The sequence below is a fragment of the Pseudomonas fluorescens genome, assembly GCF_018614775.1.
GTDB classification, from domain to species: domain Bacteria; phylum Pseudomonadota; class Gammaproteobacteria; order Pseudomonadales; family Pseudomonadaceae; genus Aquipseudomonas; species Aquipseudomonas fluorescens_BY.
This window is the reverse complement of the sequence record NZ_JAGGOF010000059.1, coordinates 7,245-26,526: the sequence shown is the minus strand read 5'-3', so window position 1 is coordinate 26,526 and position 19,282 is coordinate 7,245. Positions and strand designations below refer to the sequence as shown.

At 63.4% G+C, this 19,282-nt stretch carries 13 protein-coding genes; 3 read left to right on the top strand and 10 right to left on the bottom strand.

Features of this window, described 5'->3' with window-relative positions; translation table 11 throughout:
* Window positions 1-32: 32 nt before the first annotated feature.
* Together J7E36_RS16445 and J7E36_RS16440 are read right to left on the bottom strand one after the other, a co-directional pair.
* Window positions 33-6,353 carry an Ig-like domain-containing protein gene (locus J7E36_RS16445; protein ID WP_215004776.1) on the bottom strand — a complete coding sequence of 2,107 codons (6,321 nt, stop codon included), beginning with the start codon at window positions 6,351-6,353 and terminating at the stop codon, window positions 33-35.
* A 52-nt stretch (window positions 6,354-6,405) separates the two neighbouring features.
* Window positions 6,406-7,251 carry a sulfotransferase family protein gene (locus tag J7E36_RS16440; protein WP_215004773.1) on the bottom strand — a complete coding sequence of 282 codons (846 nt, stop codon included), beginning with the start codon at window positions 7,249-7,251 and terminating at the stop codon, window positions 6,406-6,408.
* 244 nt (window positions 7,252-7,495) lie between these two features.
* Here J7E36_RS16440 and J7E36_RS16435 point away from each other — a divergent pair, with 244 nt between their 5' ends.
* From J7E36_RS16435 to J7E36_RS16425, 3 genes are all read left to right on the top strand, one after another.
* On the top strand, window positions 7,496-8,083 hold the full coding sequence (locus J7E36_RS16435; protein ID WP_215004770.1) for a phage tail protein: 588 nt from the start codon (window positions 7,496-7,498) through the stop codon (window positions 8,081-8,083).
* A 46-nt stretch (window positions 8,084-8,129) separates the two neighbouring features.
* Window positions 8,130-8,441 carry a DUF6916 family protein gene (locus J7E36_RS16430; protein WP_215004765.1) on the top strand — a complete coding sequence of 104 codons (312 nt, stop codon included), beginning with the start codon at window positions 8,130-8,132 and terminating at the stop codon, window positions 8,439-8,441.
* Between the two features lie 307 nt (window positions 8,442-8,748).
* Entirely contained in the window at window positions 8,749-9,336 is a 588-nt protein-coding gene (locus tag J7E36_RS16425; protein WP_215004762.1) for a phage tail protein, read from the top strand.
* Window positions 9,337-9,482: 146 nt separating this feature from the next.
* On the opposite strand, the gene J7E36_RS16420 is transcribed toward J7E36_RS16425, so the two are convergent.
* From J7E36_RS16420 to J7E36_RS16385, 8 genes are all read right to left on the bottom strand, one after another.
* Window positions 9,483-9,752 carry a hypothetical protein gene (locus J7E36_RS16420; protein ID WP_331275360.1) on the bottom strand — a complete coding sequence of 90 codons (270 nt, stop codon included), beginning with the start codon at window positions 9,750-9,752 and terminating at the stop codon, window positions 9,483-9,485.
* Window positions 9,753-10,136: 384 nt separating this feature from the next.
* Entirely contained in the window at window positions 10,137-10,736 is a 600-nt protein-coding gene (locus J7E36_RS16415) for a PAAR domain-containing protein (RefSeq protein ID WP_215004756.1), read from the bottom strand.
* 406 nt (window positions 10,737-11,142) lie between these two features.
* Complete coding sequence (locus tag J7E36_RS16410) at window positions 11,143-11,634, bottom strand: GNAT family N-acetyltransferase (protein WP_215004753.1); 492 nt, start codon at window positions 11,632-11,634, stop codon at window positions 11,143-11,145.
* A gap of 9 nt (window positions 11,635-11,643) precedes the next feature.
* A complete protein-coding gene (locus J7E36_RS16405; protein ID WP_215004750.1) occupies window positions 11,644-13,740 on the bottom strand; it encodes an efflux RND transporter periplasmic adaptor subunit in 2,097 nt (698 codons plus the stop codon).
* A 1-nt stretch (window position 13,741) separates the two neighbouring features.
* Window positions 13,742-15,061, bottom strand: a complete 1,320-nt coding sequence (locus J7E36_RS16400) for an efflux RND transporter periplasmic adaptor subunit (RefSeq protein WP_215004747.1) — start codon at window positions 15,059-15,061, stop codon at window positions 13,742-13,744.
* On the bottom strand, window positions 15,058-15,837 hold the full coding sequence (locus J7E36_RS16395; protein ID WP_215004744.1) for an efflux RND transporter periplasmic adaptor subunit: 780 nt from the start codon (window positions 15,835-15,837) through the stop codon (window positions 15,058-15,060). The genes J7E36_RS16400 and J7E36_RS16395 overlap by 4 nt, the downstream gene beginning before the upstream one ends.
* A gap of 306 nt (window positions 15,838-16,143) precedes the next feature.
* On the bottom strand, window positions 16,144-18,597 hold the full coding sequence (locus tag J7E36_RS16390; protein ID WP_231286391.1) for a PEP-utilizing enzyme: 2,454 nt from the start codon (window positions 18,595-18,597) through the stop codon (window positions 16,144-16,146).
* Entirely contained in the window at window positions 18,590-19,066 is a 477-nt protein-coding gene (locus tag J7E36_RS16385) for a cell division protein (protein ID WP_215004819.1), read from the bottom strand. Before J7E36_RS16385 ends, J7E36_RS16390 begins: the two co-directional genes overlap by 8 nt.
* Between the last annotated feature and the right edge of the window lie 216 nt (window positions 19,067-19,282).

Genomic DNA, 19,282 nt, shown 5'->3' with positions numbered 1-19,282 from the left:
TTGCCCCTGACTGCCCCAATTTTTTAGATTTATCAGGCCTGCACCTGGCTGATGCCGACCTGTTGCAAAGCCATCGCCAGGCTATCGACCTGACGCTGTTCAGTGTCCTTGAAGTGTTGCAGTTGCTGGCCCAAGGTCGGCGCGCCGAACATCCCGCGCAAGCCTTGGGACACATCCCCCCCCTGCATCGATGAGTTGCCGAAGGCGTTCATCGATTCGCTGTCAGAACCGGAATCGTGATTGAACAGCGTCGAAATCGTGCTACTGCCAAACACTCCGCCATCGCCACCGCCAAAGCCCAGGAACCCCTGCGCTGTGCCATCGCTCCCCCCGTCAGTGCTGAAGACCTGGGCGATGTAGCTCGGCGCCAGTGCGCCCTGATGGATGAAAATACTGCCGATCGGCTGAAGGCCACCGCCCACGTCCCGTTGCTCGAACAGCGGCGGGAAGCCCAGCGGCGAGCCCAGGTTGCCGGTGGGTGGCGTGAACACGATCGGCTGCAACGGCACGTCGGACGGCGGCATGACCGTGACAGGGTCCGACGTCAGGTATTCCGGTGGCGGCTTCACATCGTTGGGCACCACGGTGTCGATTGCATAATTGTTGGACACGGCCACGCTTTCCCCGGCGTTGCCCGTCAGGTCGCTGACGTTATGGGTGTCCAGGGCAATGAAGTTACTCGGATCGGTGAGGTTCACCGTTGGCGTGAACGTGGCCGTCCAGGTCTTGCCGCCATCGCTGGTGGTCAGGTTGGTCAGCACGCCGTTGGTGACGCTGAGGTCCGACAAATCGAAATCAGTCACCGCTTCGCTGAAGGTGAACGTCACCTGCGTCGTCTCGCCCACGCTCAGGTTCGAATCGGCGACGACGATGGTCGCGGTGGGCCGGGTCGCATCGAGTGTGTAGTTGCTGGAGATCGCGATACCCGCGCCGGCGTTGCCGGCCAGGTCCTGCACCGTGCTGGCATCGAGCAGGATCAGATTGGTGGCATCGTTGACACCCACGGTAGGCGTCAGGGTTGCGGTCCAGGTCAGGCCACCGTCGCTGCTGGCGAGGTTGGACAACACGCCGTTGGCGACACTCAGGTCCGACAGGTCGAAACCGGACACGGCCTCGGTGAAGCTGATGGTCACGGTGGTGGTCTGGCCGATGCCCAGGGTGGTATCGCCCACGGTGATGGTGGCGCCCGGGCGTACCGTGTCGACGGCATAGTTGTTGGAGTTCACCACGCCGACGCCGCTGTTGCCCGACGCGTTGACCACCCCGCCGGGGTCCAGGCTGATCAGGTTGCTGGTGTCGGTGATGTTGCTTGCCGGGGTGAACGTCGCCGTCCAGGTCACGCCGCCGTCGCTGGACGAGACATTGCTCAGCGTGCCGTTGCTCACGCTCAGGTCGGCGTTGTCGAACCCGCTGACCGCTTCCGAGAAGGTGATGGTCACCAGCGAGGTTTCACCGACCTTGAGGGCGTTGTCGGCCACCACAACCGTGGCGGTTGGCACCCGGGTCTCGACCGTGTAGTTAGGCGAGTCGGTAGTCCCTGTGCCGGCGTTGCCGGCCGCGTCGCTCACGCCGGTATTGTCCAGGGTGATCAGGTTGCTGGCATCGGTCACGCCGAGGGCCGGGGTGAACGTGGCGGTCCAGGTCACGCCCCCGTCGCTGCTGCTGACGGCACTCAACGTGCCGTTGGCAACCGTGAGGTCGGCGTTGGTAAAACCGGTCACCGCCTCGCTGAAGGTGATGGTCACCTGGGCGGTTTCGCCCGGCCTCAACGTTGAATCGCTGAGCACGATAGTGGCGGTCGGCAGTTGGGTGTCGAGGGTGTAATTGTTCGAATCGGTGGTGCCGCTGCCAGCGTTGCCCGCCAGGTCGGCGACGCCGCTGTTGTCGAGGGTGATCAGGTTGCTGGTGTCATTGACGCCAACGGTCGGCGTCAACGTCGCCGTCCAGGTGATGCCACCGTCGCTGCTGCTCAGCCCGCTGAGCGTACCGTTGGCGACGCTCAGGTCGGCGCTGGTGAAACCCGTCACGGCTTCGCTGAAGGTGATGGTCACCAACGACGTCTCGCCGGCGGCAATGGCCGTGTCGGCGACAACAACGGTCGCGGTGGGGCGCACGGTGTCGATGGCGTAGTTGTTGGAATCGGTGGTGCCCACGCCGGCATTGCCCGCGCCGTTGATCAAGCCGGTGTTGTCCAGGGTAATCACGTTGCTGGTGTCGGACACGCTGGCGCTCGGGGTGAAGGTCGCTGTCCAGGTCACGCCGCCATCGCTGGACGAGACGTTGCTCAGGGTGCCGTTGCTGATGGTCAGGTCGGAATTGTCGAAACCGCTGACCGCTGAGTTGAAGGTAATGGTCACCAGCGATGTTTCGCCGATGCTCAGTGCGTTGTCGGCCACCACGATGGTCGCTGTCGGTACGTTGGTGTCGACCTGGTAGTTGTTGGAGTTGGTGGTGCCAGTGCCGGCGTTGCCCGCCGCATCGCTGACGCCGGTGTTGTTCAGGGTGATCAGGTTGGAAGCGTCGCTGATTCCCAGGGTCGGCGTCAGGGTCGCCGTCCAGGTGATACCGCCGTCGCTGCTGCTGACCGTGCTCAACGTGCCGTTGGCCACGCTCAGGTCCGAATTGTCGAAGCCGCTGACCGCTTCGGAGAAGGTGATGGTCACCAACGACGTTTCGCCGACGCTCAACGCCGTGTCCGCAACCACGATGGTGGCGGTCGGGCGCAGCGTGTCAATCGCGTAATTGTTCGAGTCGGTGGTGCCCGTGCCGGCATTGCCCGCCCCGTCCACGACGCCGGTGTTATCCAGGGTGATCAGGTTGCTGGTGTCGCCGATGCCCGCACTCGGTGTGAAGGTCGCGGTGTAGGTGATGTTGTCGCTGGTACTCAAGTTGCTCAGCAGCCCGTTCTGGGCCGTCAGGTCGGCCAGGGTGAAGCCGGTCACGGCTTCACTGAAAGTGATGGTCACCAGGGACGTCTCGCCGATGCTGAGCGAAGTGTCGGCGATCACGATCGTCGCGGTAGGACGCACGTTGTCGATGGCGTAGTTGTTGGAATCGGTGGTGCCGCTGCCGGCGTTGCCCGCCGCGTCGCTCACCCCGGTGTTATCCAGCGTGATCAGGTTGCTGGCATCGCTGGTGCTGGCGCTCGGCGTGAGTGTCCCGGTCCAGGTAATGCCGCCGTCGCTGCTGCTCAGCCCGGTGACGGTGCCGTTGGCAACGCTCAGGTCGGCAGCGGTGAACCCTGTGACCGCCTCGTTGAAGGTGATGGTGACCAGAGACGTTTCACCGATGCTAAGCCCGGTGTCCGCAACCACGATGCTGGCAGTTGGGCGCTGGGTGTCGACGGCGTAGTTGTTGGAGTTGGTGGTGCCGGTGCCGGCGTTCCCGGCCGCGTCGAGCACACCGGTGTTCGCCAGTACGATCAGGTTGGTGGCGTCGGTGATGCTGGCGCTCGGCGTCAGCGTCGCGGTCCAGGTAATGCCGCCGTCGCTGCTGCTCAAGCCGCTCAGGGAGCCGTTGGGGGTCGTCAGGTCGGCCAGGGTGAACCCGCTTACGGCTTCACTGAAGGTAATGGTCACCAGCGAGGTTTCGCCCGCGGCCAACGCAGTGTCGGCCACCACGATCGTGGCGGTCGGGCGCAGCGTGTCGATCGCATAGTTGTTCGAGTCGGTGGTGCCCGTGTTGGCGTTGCCGGACAGATCGGCAATGGCGCCGCTGTTCAGCGTGATCAGGTTGGTCGCGTCACTGACGCTGGCGGTCGGGGTCAGCGTCGCGGTCCAGGTGATGCCGCCGTCGCTGCTGCTCAGCCCGGTGACCGTGCCGTTGGCAACGGTCAGGTCGGCGGTGGTGAAACCGGTGACCGCCTCGTTGAAGGTGATGGTCACCAGGGACGTTTCGCCCACACTCAGCGCGGTGTCGGCCACCACGATGGTGGCCGTCGGGCGCAGGGTATCGATGGCGTAGTTGTTCGAATTGGTGGTGCCCACGCCCGCGTTGCCCGACAGGTCGGCGACGCCGGTCTTGTCCAGCACCACCAGGTTCGTGGTATCGGTAATGTCCGCGTCCGGTGTCAGGGTGGCGGTCCAGGTGATGCCGCCATCGCTGCTGCTCAGCCCGGTGAGCGTGCCGTTGGCAACGGTCAGGTCGGCGGTGGTGAAACCGGTGACCGCCTCGTTGAAGGTGATGGTCACCAGGGACGTTTCGCCCACCCTCAGCGCGGTGTCGGCCACTACGATGGTCGCGGTGGGCGCCACGGTGTCGTTGACCACGTAATTGTTCGAGTTGGTGGTGCCCACGCCGGCGTTGCCGGCCAAATCCGCGACGCCGGTATTGTCCAGGGTGATCACGTTGGTGGTGTCGGCAATGTTGCTGGCCGCCGTCAATGTGCCGGTCCAGGTGATGCCGCCGTCGCCACTGCTGAAGGTACCGACGGTGCCGTTCTGCACCGTCAGGTCGGATGCAGTGAAGCCGGTCACGGCTTCGGAAAAGGTGACGGTCACCAGCGACGTACCGCCGGAGTTCAGGCTGGTGTTGGCCACCACCACGGTCGCGGTAGGCGGGGTCACGTCCGGTACGTAGTTGGTGTTGATGGTGCCGCCGTCGCCGTAGACATTGGTCACCGACGCCGGTGATACACCCGCCGTGCCCGCACTGGTGCCGCCAACGCCGCTGCCGCCGACGTTGCCCGACAGGGCCGCGAAGTTGGCGGCGGTAATCAGGATCGCGCCTTTGTTCCAGATCGCGCCGACCCCCACGCCGCCCGCGCCACCGGTCTGGCTGTAGCCGCCACCGGCTCCGCCACCACCGCCGCCGCCACCCGCGCCGATGTTGTTGGAAATGACCGAGTTACCGATGACCTTCAAGGTCGCACCCGTGTCGTTGTAGATCCCCCCCACCGCGCCGCCACCGGCACCGCCGATGTCGTTGTAGCCGTCGCCGCCACCGCCGCCGCCGATGGACAAGCCCGCGCTGGAGGCTGTGCCGCCGGCCGAACCGGTGCTGTAGCCCGGATACGCCGAGCCGCCCGCACCGCCAGTCGAAGAACCGCCGCGCCCGCCCATGTTGAAGAAGCCGCCGCCAGCACCGCCCTGTCCAGCCGAACCATTGGAGCCCGTGGCATTGAGCGTATCGCCGCCACGGCCGCCAGTACCGGAGCCGACGGCGCCACCGCCGCCACCACCACCGCCAGCGTACTGCGGCGTCACGCCACCACCACCGCCACCGCCCGATGCGGCGTTTGCGGTCAACGTGACGTTACGCAGGGTCAGCGTTCCGGCGTTGTAGATCCCGCCGCCCTTGGCCACGAGGGCATCGTCGCCGCCAGCACCGCCGTTGCCTGCCACCATGCCGCGAGTAATCACCAGGCCATCGAGGGTGGCCGTCGTACCAGACGTGACACTGAGGACTTGGGTGCGGAATTGCCCGTCGAGGGTGACATCGGCGACGTTGTCGTTATTGAGATCGCCGTCGATGGTCACGTTTCTGTTGACCACCAGCACCTGGGTCAGTGCGACAGTCATGCCGCTGCTGAAGGTCACGATATCGCCGTTCTGTGCCGAAGCCAGGGCCGCGCGCAGCGAGCCCACGCCGGTGTTGGCGTTATTGGTGGCGGTCCAGGTGGCGAGGCCCCATTGGTATTCGCTCATGGCCCGGGTCGACAGCACATTGGCACTTTCGATGTTGCCGGTGGCAATTTCCAGGTCCCAGTCGCCACCCAGGCCCGTACGGTCGTTGGAGGCCGCCACGTCGCGGCCGGTCAGTTGCGCCAGGGAATCGACCAGTTCCATACCGCGGTCGCCCTGGGCGGTGTAGCAGCCGTAGATGAGGATATCGCCACCTGCATTCATGTCCTGGCCGATCTGCGCCAGCACCTCGCTGCGGGCCTGGACGTTATCCGCCGACAGGTAGGCGTTGCCCAGCCACAGGTCGCCGGCGTTGCCGTGGGCAATGATTTGCACCGAGCTGACGCCCTGGTGGGTGTCCAGGTAATCGGCAATCTGTTGCAGCCCGTCCTTGGTGGCATCCAGTTGGACCACCTGGGTACCGGGTGCGACGCCTTCAAGCAGGCTGGCGGAATCCTTGACCCGGGAATCGACAAACACCACCGACTTGCCCGCAGCGGCGGCCTGGGTGGCATCCACCTGGCCTTGGGGCGCATGGGTATCGGCCGGCTGGTCGGCCACCGGCGTCTTCGCCGCCTCAGCGGTCGGGTGGGTGTCCGGCTGCGCAGCCTCGGCCACGGTCGCGGCCACCGCGCCGTCGAACAGCATGCGCGGCTCCAGCGACATGATCATTGGCGATGCCAGGGCCTGTGCGCCCTCGGTTACCCGCGATTTACCTTTGCTCCACCACATGACGTTCACCTGGACTCGAACTGCTTGAACACGCAAATGAAAAAAACCGCGATCAGCTGAGCGCGGCGTCGGTTTTCATACGGATGACATTGGCGGCACTGGCAGACCCATCGCGCCAGAACGACAACTCGGCATACTTTTCAAACAGATCCGGCGGCAACAGGGTCCGCCGGGCTTGCGGCGCAACCTTGGGCTTGACCTTGTGCAGGCCGGCAACGCCCAGGGCCTGGTCGAAGGCCGGGGCGTCGTAGGTCAAGTGATTGAAATCGTGTTCGAACCAAGGCTCGCCGATGAATTCGTAGACCAGCCGCATCACCCGGTCGGGGGCCTGGCTCAACAGATCGTAGTCAACGACCAGCAGCGATTCGGCGTTCTCGCCGTAATAGGCTTCCTTGAGCGCCGTCCAGGCAAACCCGACCAGGCGGTTGCGCTGGGCCAGGGTTTCGCAACGGCTGTAGACGGTGTTGCGCTCATCATCGTCGTTGAACAGCTTGGTGTTCTCGAACGGGTTGGCGCGATAGAGCCGCTCCAGGCTGTCGAGCACCCAGGCGACGTTGCGCACACAGGCGATGGTCTTGGCTTGGGGAAACAGGTCTTGCAGGGCCGGCAGCCGCGCGCACCACTGGCGGTTGGTGTCGAAGATGACCGGTGTGTCGGCCTTGTCGGCATAGTAGGAGTCGAACAGCCCGCGCAGCAGGCGGCGGCGCAGGTCGGTGTCGATCACCGAGCCGAATTCGCTGCCGGCGCTGCATTGCTGCAACACGCTGCTGAACAGCGAGCCGACGGGGCTGGTCATGCCGGCGTGAAAGCGCGGGTTCTGCAACAGGATCGCAGAAAGCAGGGTCGAGCCCGAGCGCGGCAAGCCGGAAATAAAGTGGAACTGTGACAATCCTTTCACCGTTTGTAGTCCCTTCGTGTCCGAAGCGTAGCCGAGGAAATAAATCTCGCCTAGTAGTACTTTGATATCAAATATCCCTTGACCTGTAAAAAAGATGGACGGTATGGGCCCTCGTCATACGTGAATCGATTAAGCGGTCCGTCAGCATTTTTTACCCTCCTGCTCCGGCGAAATGAAACTTCCGCGTCTACGCTCAGCCGTGCCAGACAAACGCAAGAGCCACCCACTGAAGGATCAGAATTCCATGGAAGTATTCATCGGGACCATTCAACCGTTCGCGTTCAACTTTGCGCCCAGGGACTGGGCACTGTGCAACGGGCAGACACTCAGTCTTGCCCAGTACCAGACATTGTTTGCCCTGATCGGTGTGACGTATGGAGGCGACGGCCAGACCACCTTTCTGCTCCCCAACCTGCAAGGCCGCCTGCCCATTGGCCAGGGCAACGGCGCGGGCCTGACGTCGCGGGTCATCGGCCAGGTTTCCGGCAGCGAAAACGTGACCGCGACCCTGAACAACCTGCCCAACCACACCCACACCCTTACGGGCATTACCGCCGCAACCACCTTGCAACTGGCAAACCCGGCCAGCAATCCTGTGAGTGCGCCAACCGCCACCAACTCGTTCATCGGCACCTCGGGTACCGGCCCAGGCGCAGCGAATATCTACTCCGACCAGATAGGCGCCTCGCCGGTGCCGCTACAAGGCGTGACCACGACGGTCAGTGGCACGGTTGCGCCGGCGGGCAATGGCTTGCCAATGGCGATCATGAACCCGTTTCTGGCGATCAACTTCAGCATCGCCCTTCAAGGTTACTTTCCATCCCGCAACTGAGGCCCCATCGGAGGGTCGCAGCCCTCCGACCTGTTGGAGTATCGACATGCTGCAAGCCGTCCATAGCCATCATTTCCAACCGCTGCTGGGCCGAACCAGCAGCCTGATCCTGCCCGACGGCAGTTGCTTGCCCATACGAATCGAAACCCTTGAGGAAACGCCCCGGGCAAGGATGCCGAATACAGAGCGGATGCCGTTCAGTGTGGAATTCAACAGCCTGCAAGCCACCGAATTCGTCGATGGCCTCTGCGCGCTGGAGGTGCCTGAACTGGGCAGGCTCGAAGGCGTGTTCGTGTCGCGAACGCCACCCATGGGACGGGACCCGACGGTTGGGTATTTCTACATCGCGTTCAATTAGCGTGCGGGCGTCACAGCCCCTGCTGACAACCTGAAATCCTGTGGGAGCTGAGCTTGCTCGCGATGACGGCTGCACAGTCAACATCAATGCAAGCTGACCCACCGCTTTCGCGAGCAAGCCCGCTCCCACAGGGGATTTTTGGTGGATGCAGACCTTGCTGCCAATCCACACATCTTGCCCCGGCAAAATGCAGTAACCCCGTCTACGCTCAGCCGTGTGTGATCAGGCCAGAGGACAAAGGAGGCGAGCTGAACCCAGCCTTCCTCCCTGGCAACACCAGACCAATAACCTGAAGGATAAGGAATCTATGGAAGTCTTCCTGGGCACTATCCAGTCGTTCGCCTTTAACTTCGCACCCAATGGCTGGGCGCTGTGTAACGGACAGACGCTCGCCGTCGCGCAATATCAAGCGTTGTTCTCACTGCTCGGTACCTACTACGGCGGCAACGGCCAGAGCAACTTCATGCTCCCCAACCTGCAAGGCCGACTGCCCCTGGGCCAGGGCGACGGACCGGGCCTGACCCCACGGGTCATCGGGGAGGTTTCCGGCACCGAAAACGTGACTGCCACGCTGAACAACCTGCCCAACCACACCCACGCCCTCACCGGCATCACCGCCACCACCACCCTGCAACTGGCGAACCCGGCCAGCAATCCGGCGAATACGCCAACCGCCACCAACTCATTCATTGGCACTTCGGGTACCGGGCCGGGTGCCGCGAATATCTATTCCAACCAGATAGGCGCCTCGCCGGTGCCGCTCAAAGGCGTGACCACGACAGTCAGCGGCACGGTTGCGCCGACGGGCAATGGCTTGCCGATGGCAATCATGAACCCGTTCCTGGCGATCAACTTCAGCATCGCCCTGAATGGGCTTTTCCCATCTCGTAACTGATCCATGGCGCAGGGCTTGTGGCCCTGCGCCCCTGAGGGATCGAGCGGGCTCGCACAGACTTTTTAAAATGACGCGCTCATAGAACCGTTGTACCTGCCCAAGCGCCAACACCCACTATGGCCATGACACAGCACGGCACCGACGCCTTATCTGAGCTTGATCAGCACGACTGCAATTATCATCCAAATGGCGGTGATGACCGTCATCGTCACCTTGACGATCAACAGACGCTTCAAGTCAGAGGGGAAATTTTCGACGTCAACTGGGTCCACATCACCTAGCCGGATATAGGCTTTTGGCCACACCACCATCCCGGCGATTTTCGCTATCTCCAAGAGGGACCAAACCAATCCCCGCTTCCCCAAGCTCGGCCCCCAAAGATAAATATACCGACTGTTCTTCAAGGCCTTCTTCATCGAGTCCAAGTGACGGCGGCTAAGGTAAAGACTGAATATCGCACCTGCAAAGCTCAGTAGGAGTGGGCCAGCCATGAGCCAGAAAGCTAACCAGGATTTCCAGAACCCCCCTCCAGTCATGGCAAAGTTTTTTCGTACAATATTTCGCCAGCACCCTCACCCATGAAACTGCCGCCAGCTGTACCTCCCCACGCGCCAGTTCCTACCAGGGCCGCAACACAAATAACACTCCCAATGCCGTATGTACGAACACCAAGCGCCAGACAGATCCGCCCGCTGGCTAATTTGCCTATTTCTCCACCGGCCCAGCCGCCGAGGGCTGATCCAGAAAATTTCCCTCCCTCGGTAAACCTGACCCGCTCACAAGCGACTTCAGAATCGCCGTTACACACTTGCTGAATCGCCAGCAACGAAGAAACCGCGCCAACCCCGATGCCGATATGTCCGCCCGTTTGCATATATTTCGCGGCACGGCTGGTTGCCTGCACATGCGTGGCATAACGGGAACAGCGTGGCTTCCAGGGCTTCGCGGGTCACGCTTTTGGGGACGACATAGAAGCCTGGGTCTTGAGGTTCCAGGCGACTGAATACTGCGGGCGGCGGGTTGTTGGGAAAGGCGAAACCGGAGTGATGCGGCGGGACCGGGGCGCTGGTTGGGGGCGGTGGGGCTGGTTGGGCGGCCCGACTGGCTTGCGGAGCAGGATCCGCATTCACGTAGGAGGCCCAGGCCAGTGAAGGGATCAGTCGCGCGTTGCAAGGGCAGGTGCTGTGGCTATCGAGCGTACCGGCCACGTGCTTGCCATGGCTGATCATGTTCGAGATACCACCCCGGATCCGGTAGGTTTTTCCGTCCTTTCCACAAGAGACGCGATCACCTTCGCGGGCATGAAGCAGGCCATACATGTTGACCCTGTCATCACCGTCCAGCACTTCCCCACCGCAGCTGGTCTTGTCACCTTTGCCGATGAAATAACCCTCAGTCATTGGTTTTGCTCCTTTTCATGCGGTCAGTGCATGCCTTTTGCGACCGTAAATTGAACGTCAGTTTCGGAATGTTTGATCAGCGCGACACGCCTTTACGGCGCAGGGGTGTAAGCGCCAAGCCTGGCGATATCGGAGCGTCTAATAGAACGACGGGACGTGGCGGGTAGCAACCCGGTTGGCAGGGGTATCAACATAGAATAGGAAATATCCCAAGAGGGAACGCGCTGTTTCCTACAGTGAAAGAGACTCGGGGCGTAGTTTGCTCGTGACGCCAGCCCCCGGTGACTCGGTTGGTAGATCGGTAACCTGGTACACCGCTATCGCGAGCAAGCCCGGCTCCCACAGGGTTGTGTGCCGCAAACCACGCTGTAGTTTCCACTGGGAATGTGGTGCGCCTAAAAAATTGTCAGTCGCCCTTCGGATACCAGACCAGCCGCTCCGCCGCCGGGTTGCGTTCCTGCACTTCGAAGCCCAGCGCCAGGTAATGCCGGCGCGCGTGGGGGTTGCTGGACCAGACCACGGTCGCCACCGGGCAGCGGATCTGCTGCGCGGCTTTCTGCACGCCCTGCAACACGGTCCGGCCATAACCCTGGCCACGGGCCTGGGGGATGAACGCCAGGTACAGCACGCGGATTTCATTCGGGCCAAAATCGGTGCTCAAGGCGCCGATGGCCGTGCCGAGTTTTTCCACGACGTAATGCATGGCATTGGGAAAGTTCTCCCCCAGCCCCTGCTCCTGCACCTGGAACTGCTGGGCGATCACCTGCTGCACCTGCTCATGCTCACCGTCGATCCATTGCAGATCCGGTCGCGCCGCCTGGTAAAGGCCCTGCAAAAACGGCCCATCACTGACCCGCGATGGCCGTACCACCAGCCCCTCTGCCGACACCGAATCCATGCGCTCTCCTTAAAACCCGCTTTCCCTCACACCCAGCGCCGCCAACCGACGCCAGGCCGCTCCCAGTACCGACTCACCCTGCCCTTGCAACACCGCCACGCCACGCAGCGGTTGCAGCGGCGCAACCCCGCCATCAATAGCACTCAAACGCACGCCGTACTGCGCCTGCACCGGTTCGGCCCGCTGCTGCGAATCACGGCGCACGGCAATCGGCCCATGGTGATCGGAGGTCAACGCCTGCTGCTCGACCCAGGCCACGCCGTTGGTGTCGATCTCATTCAATTGCACGGCAATGGAGGGGTGCATCGGATCGTCCGCAATGAAACGCCCCGTGGCACCGGCATTGACCCGCCACAGCTCGGCTTCGGTGAGATAACCGCGCAGCCGTGAGTCGGTCTGGACCACGCGCACCAATGGCTGCGTCGGCGACAACCAACGTCCCATCGCCAGTTGCGGCAGCAGGTCGCGCACCTGGCCGGCATGCGGTGCACGCAGCAACAGGCGTTCGCGCTGGGCGACCAGCCCTCGGTATTGCGCCACCGCCTCGGCCAGTTGCTGTTCGATGATGCTGGCATCGGCCGCGGTCTCGCTGCGCCCGGCCTGACGCCGCATCTGCAACTGCTGGATCTCGATTTCCCGGCGCACGATGGCCAGGCGCGACGCCATGTCCGGAGACTCCAATTCAATCAGCACATCGCCCTGGGCCACTGTCTGGCCGTCGTGCACATTCACCTGTTTGACCCGCGCCGCCGCCGGCGCATACAACGCACTGGCGCGGCCGGCCTCCAGCATCGCCGGTACCTCCACGGCACTGCGCCAAGGCAGCAACAACGCCAACACCAACGCCAGCAAGGCCAAGCCACTTAGCAGCACACGCGGGCCGTGGGCCTGCTCACGGCGACTCCACCACTGCCGCCACTCATTCACGATGGGCATAAAAATGAACCAGACCAATTCCACCATCATCAGGAAAATGCCCAGCACCTTGAAGAACAGGTGATAGACCGCCAGGGCAATGCCGAAAAACAACGCCGCGCGCCACAACCAGGAGCCATACCCCCACACCAGCAGACGTCGGCGCATCTTCGGCGACCAGGGCTCCGGTGCCGTCATGCCATAGCCAAACAACGCCTCGCGCAGGCGCCAGCGACACAGGGCAAATGCGCGCCCTTGCAGGTTATCCACTGCCCAGAAATCACTGAGCAGGAAATACCCGTCGAAGCGCATGAAGGGGTTCAGGTTGATGATCAGCGTGGTGATCCACGTGGCACTGGCGAGCATGAAGGCTGCGGTGCGTGCCGGCCCGTCCGGCAGCAGCGACCAGGCCAGCAAGGCGATGCACGCCAGCAGCAGTTCCGCCAGCACCCCGCCGGCACCAATCAGCAACCGCGCCCGCCGGTCATTGATCCGCCAGGCATCGCTGACATCGGTATAGAACATCGGCAACAGCACCATGAACGCCACGCCCATGCTCTGCACCCGGCAGCCGGCGCGCTTGGCCATGAAGGCATGGCCAAGCTCATGGCACAGCTTGGCGAAAAACAATGCCACCCCGAACGCCAGCGCACCACCGAGGCTGAACAGGTGCGGAAACGTCGCCACGAACCGCTGCCAATCCCGCGATACCAGGAAGACCCCGACGCCCAGGGTCAGCGGCAGTCCATAGCGCAGGATCCCGGGGCCGAACCGTGCCAGCCAGGGCCAGGCGCGATTGAGAAAGGCGTCCGGGCGCCACAGCGGAATGCGGAAGAACAGGTATTGGTGCAACAGGATCTGCCACAGGCTCTGGCGCTGGGCGGCGGTCTTGAACTGATAGCTGTCGCGCTGCTGCGGGTCCATCGCGCTGATCAGATCGTGCCCCCGCAAAAAGCCCAGCAACTGTTCCAGCGACTCGCCATTGAGTGGCAAACCCGGCTCCCGGTTCGCGGCTTGCAGCACCCGGTCCGGGTCCCCCAGGGACCAATGCCGCAGCATGCGCATCGCCGCCGCGCCCAGCTTGAAGTAACGCCCACGCACCGGATCGGCCAACGTCCATTGCGGCGAACCGTCCGGGTCCGGAGCCGCTGGAGACAATTGCAGGTCTGGCCGCAGGCTCGGCAGGTCCATGCTACAGGCCTACGCTCTGGCGCAGCCCGGCCAGCGGCCGACGCAACAGGTACAGGGCCAGCGGGGCCCGATCACCAAAGATTTTCGCCGTGCCCCGCAGGCCGATCCGCGGCGCCGCCGCGTCGAAACGCGCATCCAGCCGATAAGCCAATTGCCCGGCAGCAGTGGGTTGCGCTTCGTAGGCCGAGCGTTCGAGCCAGGCCAGATGTCGTTGCAACGGATCGCTGTCGAGGAACAGCGCCACTTGTGCGCCGGGTTCCAGGGCAATCGCGTCGCCCACCGCCAGCTCAATGCGCAGCTCGGCCTGGTTGGGGTCGGCAATCTCCATCAGCCGCTCGCCGGTCTGCACCGGTTTGCCCAGCCAGCGTTCGGCATCGGCAAACACCGCAATGCCGTCCCGCTCGGCACGTACTTCGCTGCGCTTGAGCAGCTCAATCGCGTAGTTGCGCTCGGCACGTTTCTGCTCGACGCGGGCAGCCAGCAGATCGATCTTGGAGCTCGATTCGGCATCGGCAAACGAACGCTGGGAGTTGGCCTTGAGCTCCGCTTCGGCCACGCCCAGCGCACGCTCGGCCACATCGGCCTGGGCCTTGAGGCTGGTGCTCTCGAAACGCAGCAGCAGGTCGCCATTCCTGACGGCCTGGTTGGGCTTGACCATGAACTCGGCAATGACACCATCCAGCGGCGCCGCCACCACTTGCCCGCCCAGCGGCACCACTTCTGCCGGCGCCAGTACCGATTGACGGACAGGGATCAGCAACCCCAGCAACAGCACCGCCACCAGCGCGACCTGGCGTTTGCGCGTCCAGCGCAGGCGCCACGGTTTGCGCGGTTGCAAGGCCAGCCAGGCGTGGCTGTAAGTGTCGCCCAGTTGCGACAGCAGGACTTGTTCTGGCGGGGTCCACGGCAGATCACGGGCCAGCCACAAGCCACCGAACACCTGTCCTTGGTGATCGACCAATGGCAGCCAGAATACCTGCCCGGCCGACAGGCTTCGCCAGTCCGCCCGAATGGACTCACTGACCCCATCGGCGGCAATCACCCGGGCCTGGTTCAGTTGCCCCTGCTTGAACAACTGCGCCACCGCCTGCTCGACAAACGCCACGAACGGCGCATTCGGCTCCACGGCACTGACGCCCGTCACCGCCTGCACCTTGCCGGCAATCAATAACGCGGCATGGCGAAACCCGAACAGCGCCTGGCCGTCATTGACCAGGCTGTAGCTCAATTGCGCCGGGGTACGGGCGGCCCGGGTCTGGCGCTCGAGGTCGAGGAAGCGGGCAAACACCTGCTCGGCGCTGCCCGTGATCGGCGCGTTCACCTGGACTCCGCAAAACGCGCCGTACCGCTCATGCCGGACAGCAGGCCACTGGCGTCCGGCACGCTCGCCACCAGCAGCAAGGTCTGGCTGCCCTCATCGATGCGCGCGCCCAGGCGCTTGACCGTCGCTTGCAGCGGCTTGCCGGTTTCATCGGGAATAAAGGTGAAAGGCTGGCCGGGCTTGAGCCGGTCCATCCAGCGCGAAGGCACCAATAGATGGATTTCCAACGTGCGGTTGTCGACCACGTCCAGCAACGGCGCACCGGCCGCCACGCTTTCATAGCGCTGGACCTTGCGCGCCACGACCTGGCCGTCGAACGGTGCGATCACGCTGCAGCGCCTGACCTGCACCTGGTACACCTGGGACTGCGCCTGGGTCTCGCTGAGCCGTGCCTCGGCCCGCGACACTTCGAAGCGTCCGACCGACTTCAACTCCGCCAGCTGCCGGTTATGCGCCAGCTCTTCACCGGCACCGCGGCTGGCCGCCTGGGCTGCATTGAGCTGGGCCTGATAGGCCGAGCAATCGAACCGCGCCAGGGTATCGCCCTTCTTGAACGACTCGCCCTCGCTGAATGGCAACTCGACAATGCGTCCGGCCAACTCACTGGCCAGCACCGCCTGATCCCGCGCCCGAAGCACCCCTCGCGCTTCATTGCCACCCGGCGCACTGGCCGCGACGTTGCTCTCGAGCAACGGATCGTCTGCGACAGGCGTTTGCGCCTGAACGCCGCACGCTACAAAGGTCAATCCCACAACCCAACTGCAAAAACGCTGCATGACCGTTACTCCCTGACGGATGGGCGGAGTCTACGACAGCGGTGGGGAGCGTCAAGGGAATAGCCGTGATGTATGAAAATCTCTTGTCTCGATTGACGCCGTAAGACGTTCTACTTAGGATTGCGTTGCCCAACCCCGTACGCAGAGATTAAATTCTCTGGCCGTTGGGGTGAAAACACCGGCTTCGGCCGGTTTTTTCGTTTCTGGGGATTGAGTTTGTGCGTATTGTTTTTTTCGTCGACGGCTATAACGCTTTTGATAAGGCAACTACGTTCGCATGATCTGAATGGCTCCCCTCGTCAGCGGCTACTCCAGCAAGGTCAGCTCACCGTCGCGGTACAACACTTCCCGCCCCAGCCAGGTCGCGTCCACCAGGGGCAATACTGCCGAAGGTTTGCGCAATTCGCGCAGCAGTGTCGAGCCGTGGGACAAGCGTCCGCCCATGCGCGCAATCACGGCCTGGGCACGCTGATAGTGCGCGTGGCGACCCGGGTCCAGGGTGTCTTCAAGCAGGATGTCATCGCCGAGGATGCCTTGCGCCTGACCGGGATAAATCAGGAACCCCGCCGCCTGCTCGGTACCCTCGCGGCCGTCCTGCCAGAAACTGCCGTCGCGGGTGCGGATGTCCGGGTGCGGCGCAAACCAATGGGCCCGATCAGCCATCGGCATGGCGTGATGCAGGCGAAAGAACATCCGCATCAGGTTGTCGCGGTACCACTCACGCACTTGCAGATAGTAACCGCGCAACCCCGGCAGGCCGCTCGAATGCGCCACGCGTACGGGCCGCGGCCATTGTGGAAACGCCTGCAAGGGCAGCGCGATCGGTGCCGGGCGCGGGGTGGCCGGGTCGGTTTCCCATGGCAACCGATGAGGGACGGATTCCAGGTTGTCATAGGCGGTGGGCGGTCGGCCCAGCCACGCGCCACCGCTGCTAGCCAAGGCCGTCGCGATGCACAGGTTGCCCTGCACCACGAACACGTAGAAACGGGTGAACCAATCGGCAAGTCGCTGTCCATCAGCACCTTGCCCGGTCAGCTCCGCCAGCTCTTCGTCGAAGCGCCGTAAACCGTGTTCGAGGGACAGCAGATGTCCGCGGGCAATACGTTGCATGCGCAGGAACAGCCGCAACGAACGCAGCAGGCGCAGCGGTCGCCAAGGCAGATGGGGTGTCGCGCCGCCGACCTCCCCCGCGTAGCTGCTGGCGCTGATGCCCCAGTCTGCCAGTCGAGCCAGGAACAGGTCGTTGTTGATATACGACGCGCCGCCAAACACCGCCGTGAAAGGCTCGTTGTCTTGCAATACCCGGGCGTCCCAACGCGCCATGACCGCCGGGATGCTCGCCGCCGCACGGCGCTGGGCGTATTCCACCAACACGCTCGGTTGTGGCGGGAGGATCTCGGCGATGTTGGCGGCGGTCAGGTGCCGACGCCAGCCGTAATCGCTGATCGGCCGGTATTGCAGAAGCCAGAGTTGCTTGCCGTCCCAGGCCCATTCGATGTCACCGGGCACGTAGTGGAAGACCCGCAGCGCGTCTTGCAGGAAGCGCCACAACAGGTCCGCGTTCAAACCATGGGCGGGCTTGAAGGTGCCACTGCTCCAGGCGTCGCCCAGGCGGGAGATGATCGCGCGTTCGGGGCTCACCTTGCCATCGGCCAACGACTCCAGATGTCCTTCGACCCACTCAATTTCGACCGACAGATGCCGGACAAAGCCGATGCCGGACAGCACCGGCGTGATGAACCGCTGCACCACCACTTCCTCGACGCCCATCGCGCTCAACTCGGCGATGCGTTCCAGCACGCTCGACGCCGGTACCCGCAGGTACGTCGTGCTCAAACCGGCATTTGCCGCATCGGCCTGATCCTCGCCATAACTGGAAGAGCGCACCGCCCACGTGGCGTCCGGTTGACTGTCGAGAAATGCCGGCAGGCGCGGATCGTGACAATCGTTGAGTGTCAGCGCCGGCGGCACCGCCTGCCCGGCCAGGGCCGCGAGCCGCAAGCGCCCGCCCTTGGTGTGGGCGACAAACCCACGTTCGCCCGATTCCAGCCACGCGGCAAATTCAGCAGGCGCGTCAATCCACGGGTAATGGCCCCAGCCGGGTTTCAAGCTGATGGTCAGGTCGGCACGGGCAAGAATTGCCGACCAGGCCGCCGCCTGCTCGATACCCAGTACGTTGTCCTGATCACCCCAGACCAGTTCGACCGGGTCGGTGATCCATTCCAGCAGCGGCAACGCGGTATCCGCCCGCACCAGATCCCAATGCGGCACGAAGGCGCGGCAGCGGGCATAGCCGGCGCCCATGCGCTGGTACTGCGCTGGCGTCCAGGTCTGGTTGGAAAACTTGTGGGCAAACAACCTCGGCTTGTTCGCCAGCAACCAATGAATGGTTTTGCGCACAGGCAGTGGCGACATCAATGCCGGCAAGCGCCGCCGCCATAGAAACGCCCCCACCGGCGCCAGCAACACGCTGCGGCAGAAGTGCCCCGGCTGTCGTTGCAGGGCGTGCAGCACCAACAATGCGTTCACGCCCACCGCGGTGATCGCGCTGCCGCTGATCGTCATCGCCAGCAACGCCTGGGCGTAGGCGGCCAGGTCTTCGCACGGGGCTTGAGGGTTGTTGCCGAAGCCGGGCAACTCCAGCGGTACCACGTCGTAGCGCTCAAAGTGCGGTAGCGCGTCGTCCCACCAATCGGCGGCACTCCCGTTGCCTGCCAGCAGGTACATCAGCGGCTTGCTCACCGGCGCGGAATCAATCATGGCCCGGCTCACTTGACGCAGAGTTTTTGCTGTCATGGCGATAGAGCCAGAACAGCGGCGGCAGCAATACCAGCAAGGCAAGACTGTCGAGCCACAGATGCGACCACATCCGGACCTGGGCAGAAATCAGCATGTCCTGGGGAGCCCAGAGCAGGATGCCGGCGATGATCCAGCCCCAAGGCATGGCACGCTTCAGTCGGTTGCCGATATGGACAAGGGCAAGCATGTACAGCGCATAGCTTTGCAACGTGGCACCGAACAACGCCAGCCACCAGACCTGCTGCGCCCGGGCCGCAGCGGGCGCAGCAGCGCTGGCCCAGAACGCCTGTTCGAGGGTCAGCAGATAGTTATCGAACAATCCCGAATGCCCTGCCCAGCTCAGCGTGACGCCGCCGAACAGATGCAACAGGGCTGCGGCGTACAGCCAGACGACCAGGGCTTTGCGTAGGGTGCTGTGGGGGCTTGGCATTCCGTGTCCCGAAGGCGTGCTTGAGGGCTGCAAGTCTAAAGGAAATGGCAGTGCCTTTACTCGGTTGATGGGGCGGACGGCGATAAAATAAAACTCTGCAGCGTTGGCCGTTTCCTGGCCTGTGGTGAATTGAAGAGCGTCATCGCGAGCAAGCTCGCTCCCACAGGCGTTCACCAAAAAGTCCACGCCATAGACTGATCGTTCCCCCGCTCCGCG

Excerpts from the sequence above, each read along its gene's own strand:
- J7E36_RS16445 (WP_215004776.1), bottom strand. The coding sequence starts at position 6,353 with ATGTGGTGGAGCAAAGGTAAATCGCGGGTAACCGAGGGCGCACAGGCC.
- J7E36_RS16435 (WP_215004770.1), top strand. The coding sequence starts at position 7,496 with ATGGAAGTATTCATCGGGACCATTCAACCGTTCGCGTTCAACTTTGCG.
- J7E36_RS16430 (WP_215004765.1), top strand. The coding sequence starts at position 8,130 with ATGCTGCAAGCCGTCCATAGCCATCATTTCCAACCGCTGCTGGGCCGA.
- J7E36_RS16425 (WP_215004762.1), top strand. The coding sequence starts at position 8,749 with ATGGAAGTCTTCCTGGGCACTATCCAGTCGTTCGCCTTTAACTTCGCA.
- J7E36_RS16420 (WP_331275360.1), bottom strand. The coding sequence starts at position 9,752 with ATGAAGAAGGCCTTGAAGAACAGTCGGTATATTTATCTTTGGGGGCCG.
- J7E36_RS16415 (WP_215004756.1), bottom strand. The coding sequence starts at position 10,736 with ATGACTGAGGGTTATTTCATCGGCAAAGGTGACAAGACCAGCTGCGGT.
- J7E36_RS16410 (WP_215004753.1), bottom strand. The coding sequence starts at position 11,634 with ATGGATTCGGTGTCGGCAGAGGGGCTGGTGGTACGGCCATCGCGGGTC.
- J7E36_RS16405 (WP_215004750.1), bottom strand. The coding sequence starts at position 13,740 with ATGGACCTGCCGAGCCTGCGGCCAGACCTGCAATTGTCTCCAGCGGCT.
- J7E36_RS16395 (WP_215004744.1), bottom strand. The coding sequence starts at position 15,837 with ATGCAGCGTTTTTGCAGTTGGGTTGTGGGATTGACCTTTGTAGCGTGC.
- J7E36_RS16390 (WP_231286391.1), bottom strand. The coding sequence starts at position 18,597 with ATGATTGATTCCGCGCCGGTGAGCAAGCCGCTGATGTACCTGCTGGCA.
- J7E36_RS16385 (WP_215004819.1), bottom strand. The coding sequence starts at position 19,066 with ATGCCAAGCCCCCACAGCACCCTACGCAAAGCCCTGGTCGTCTGGCTG.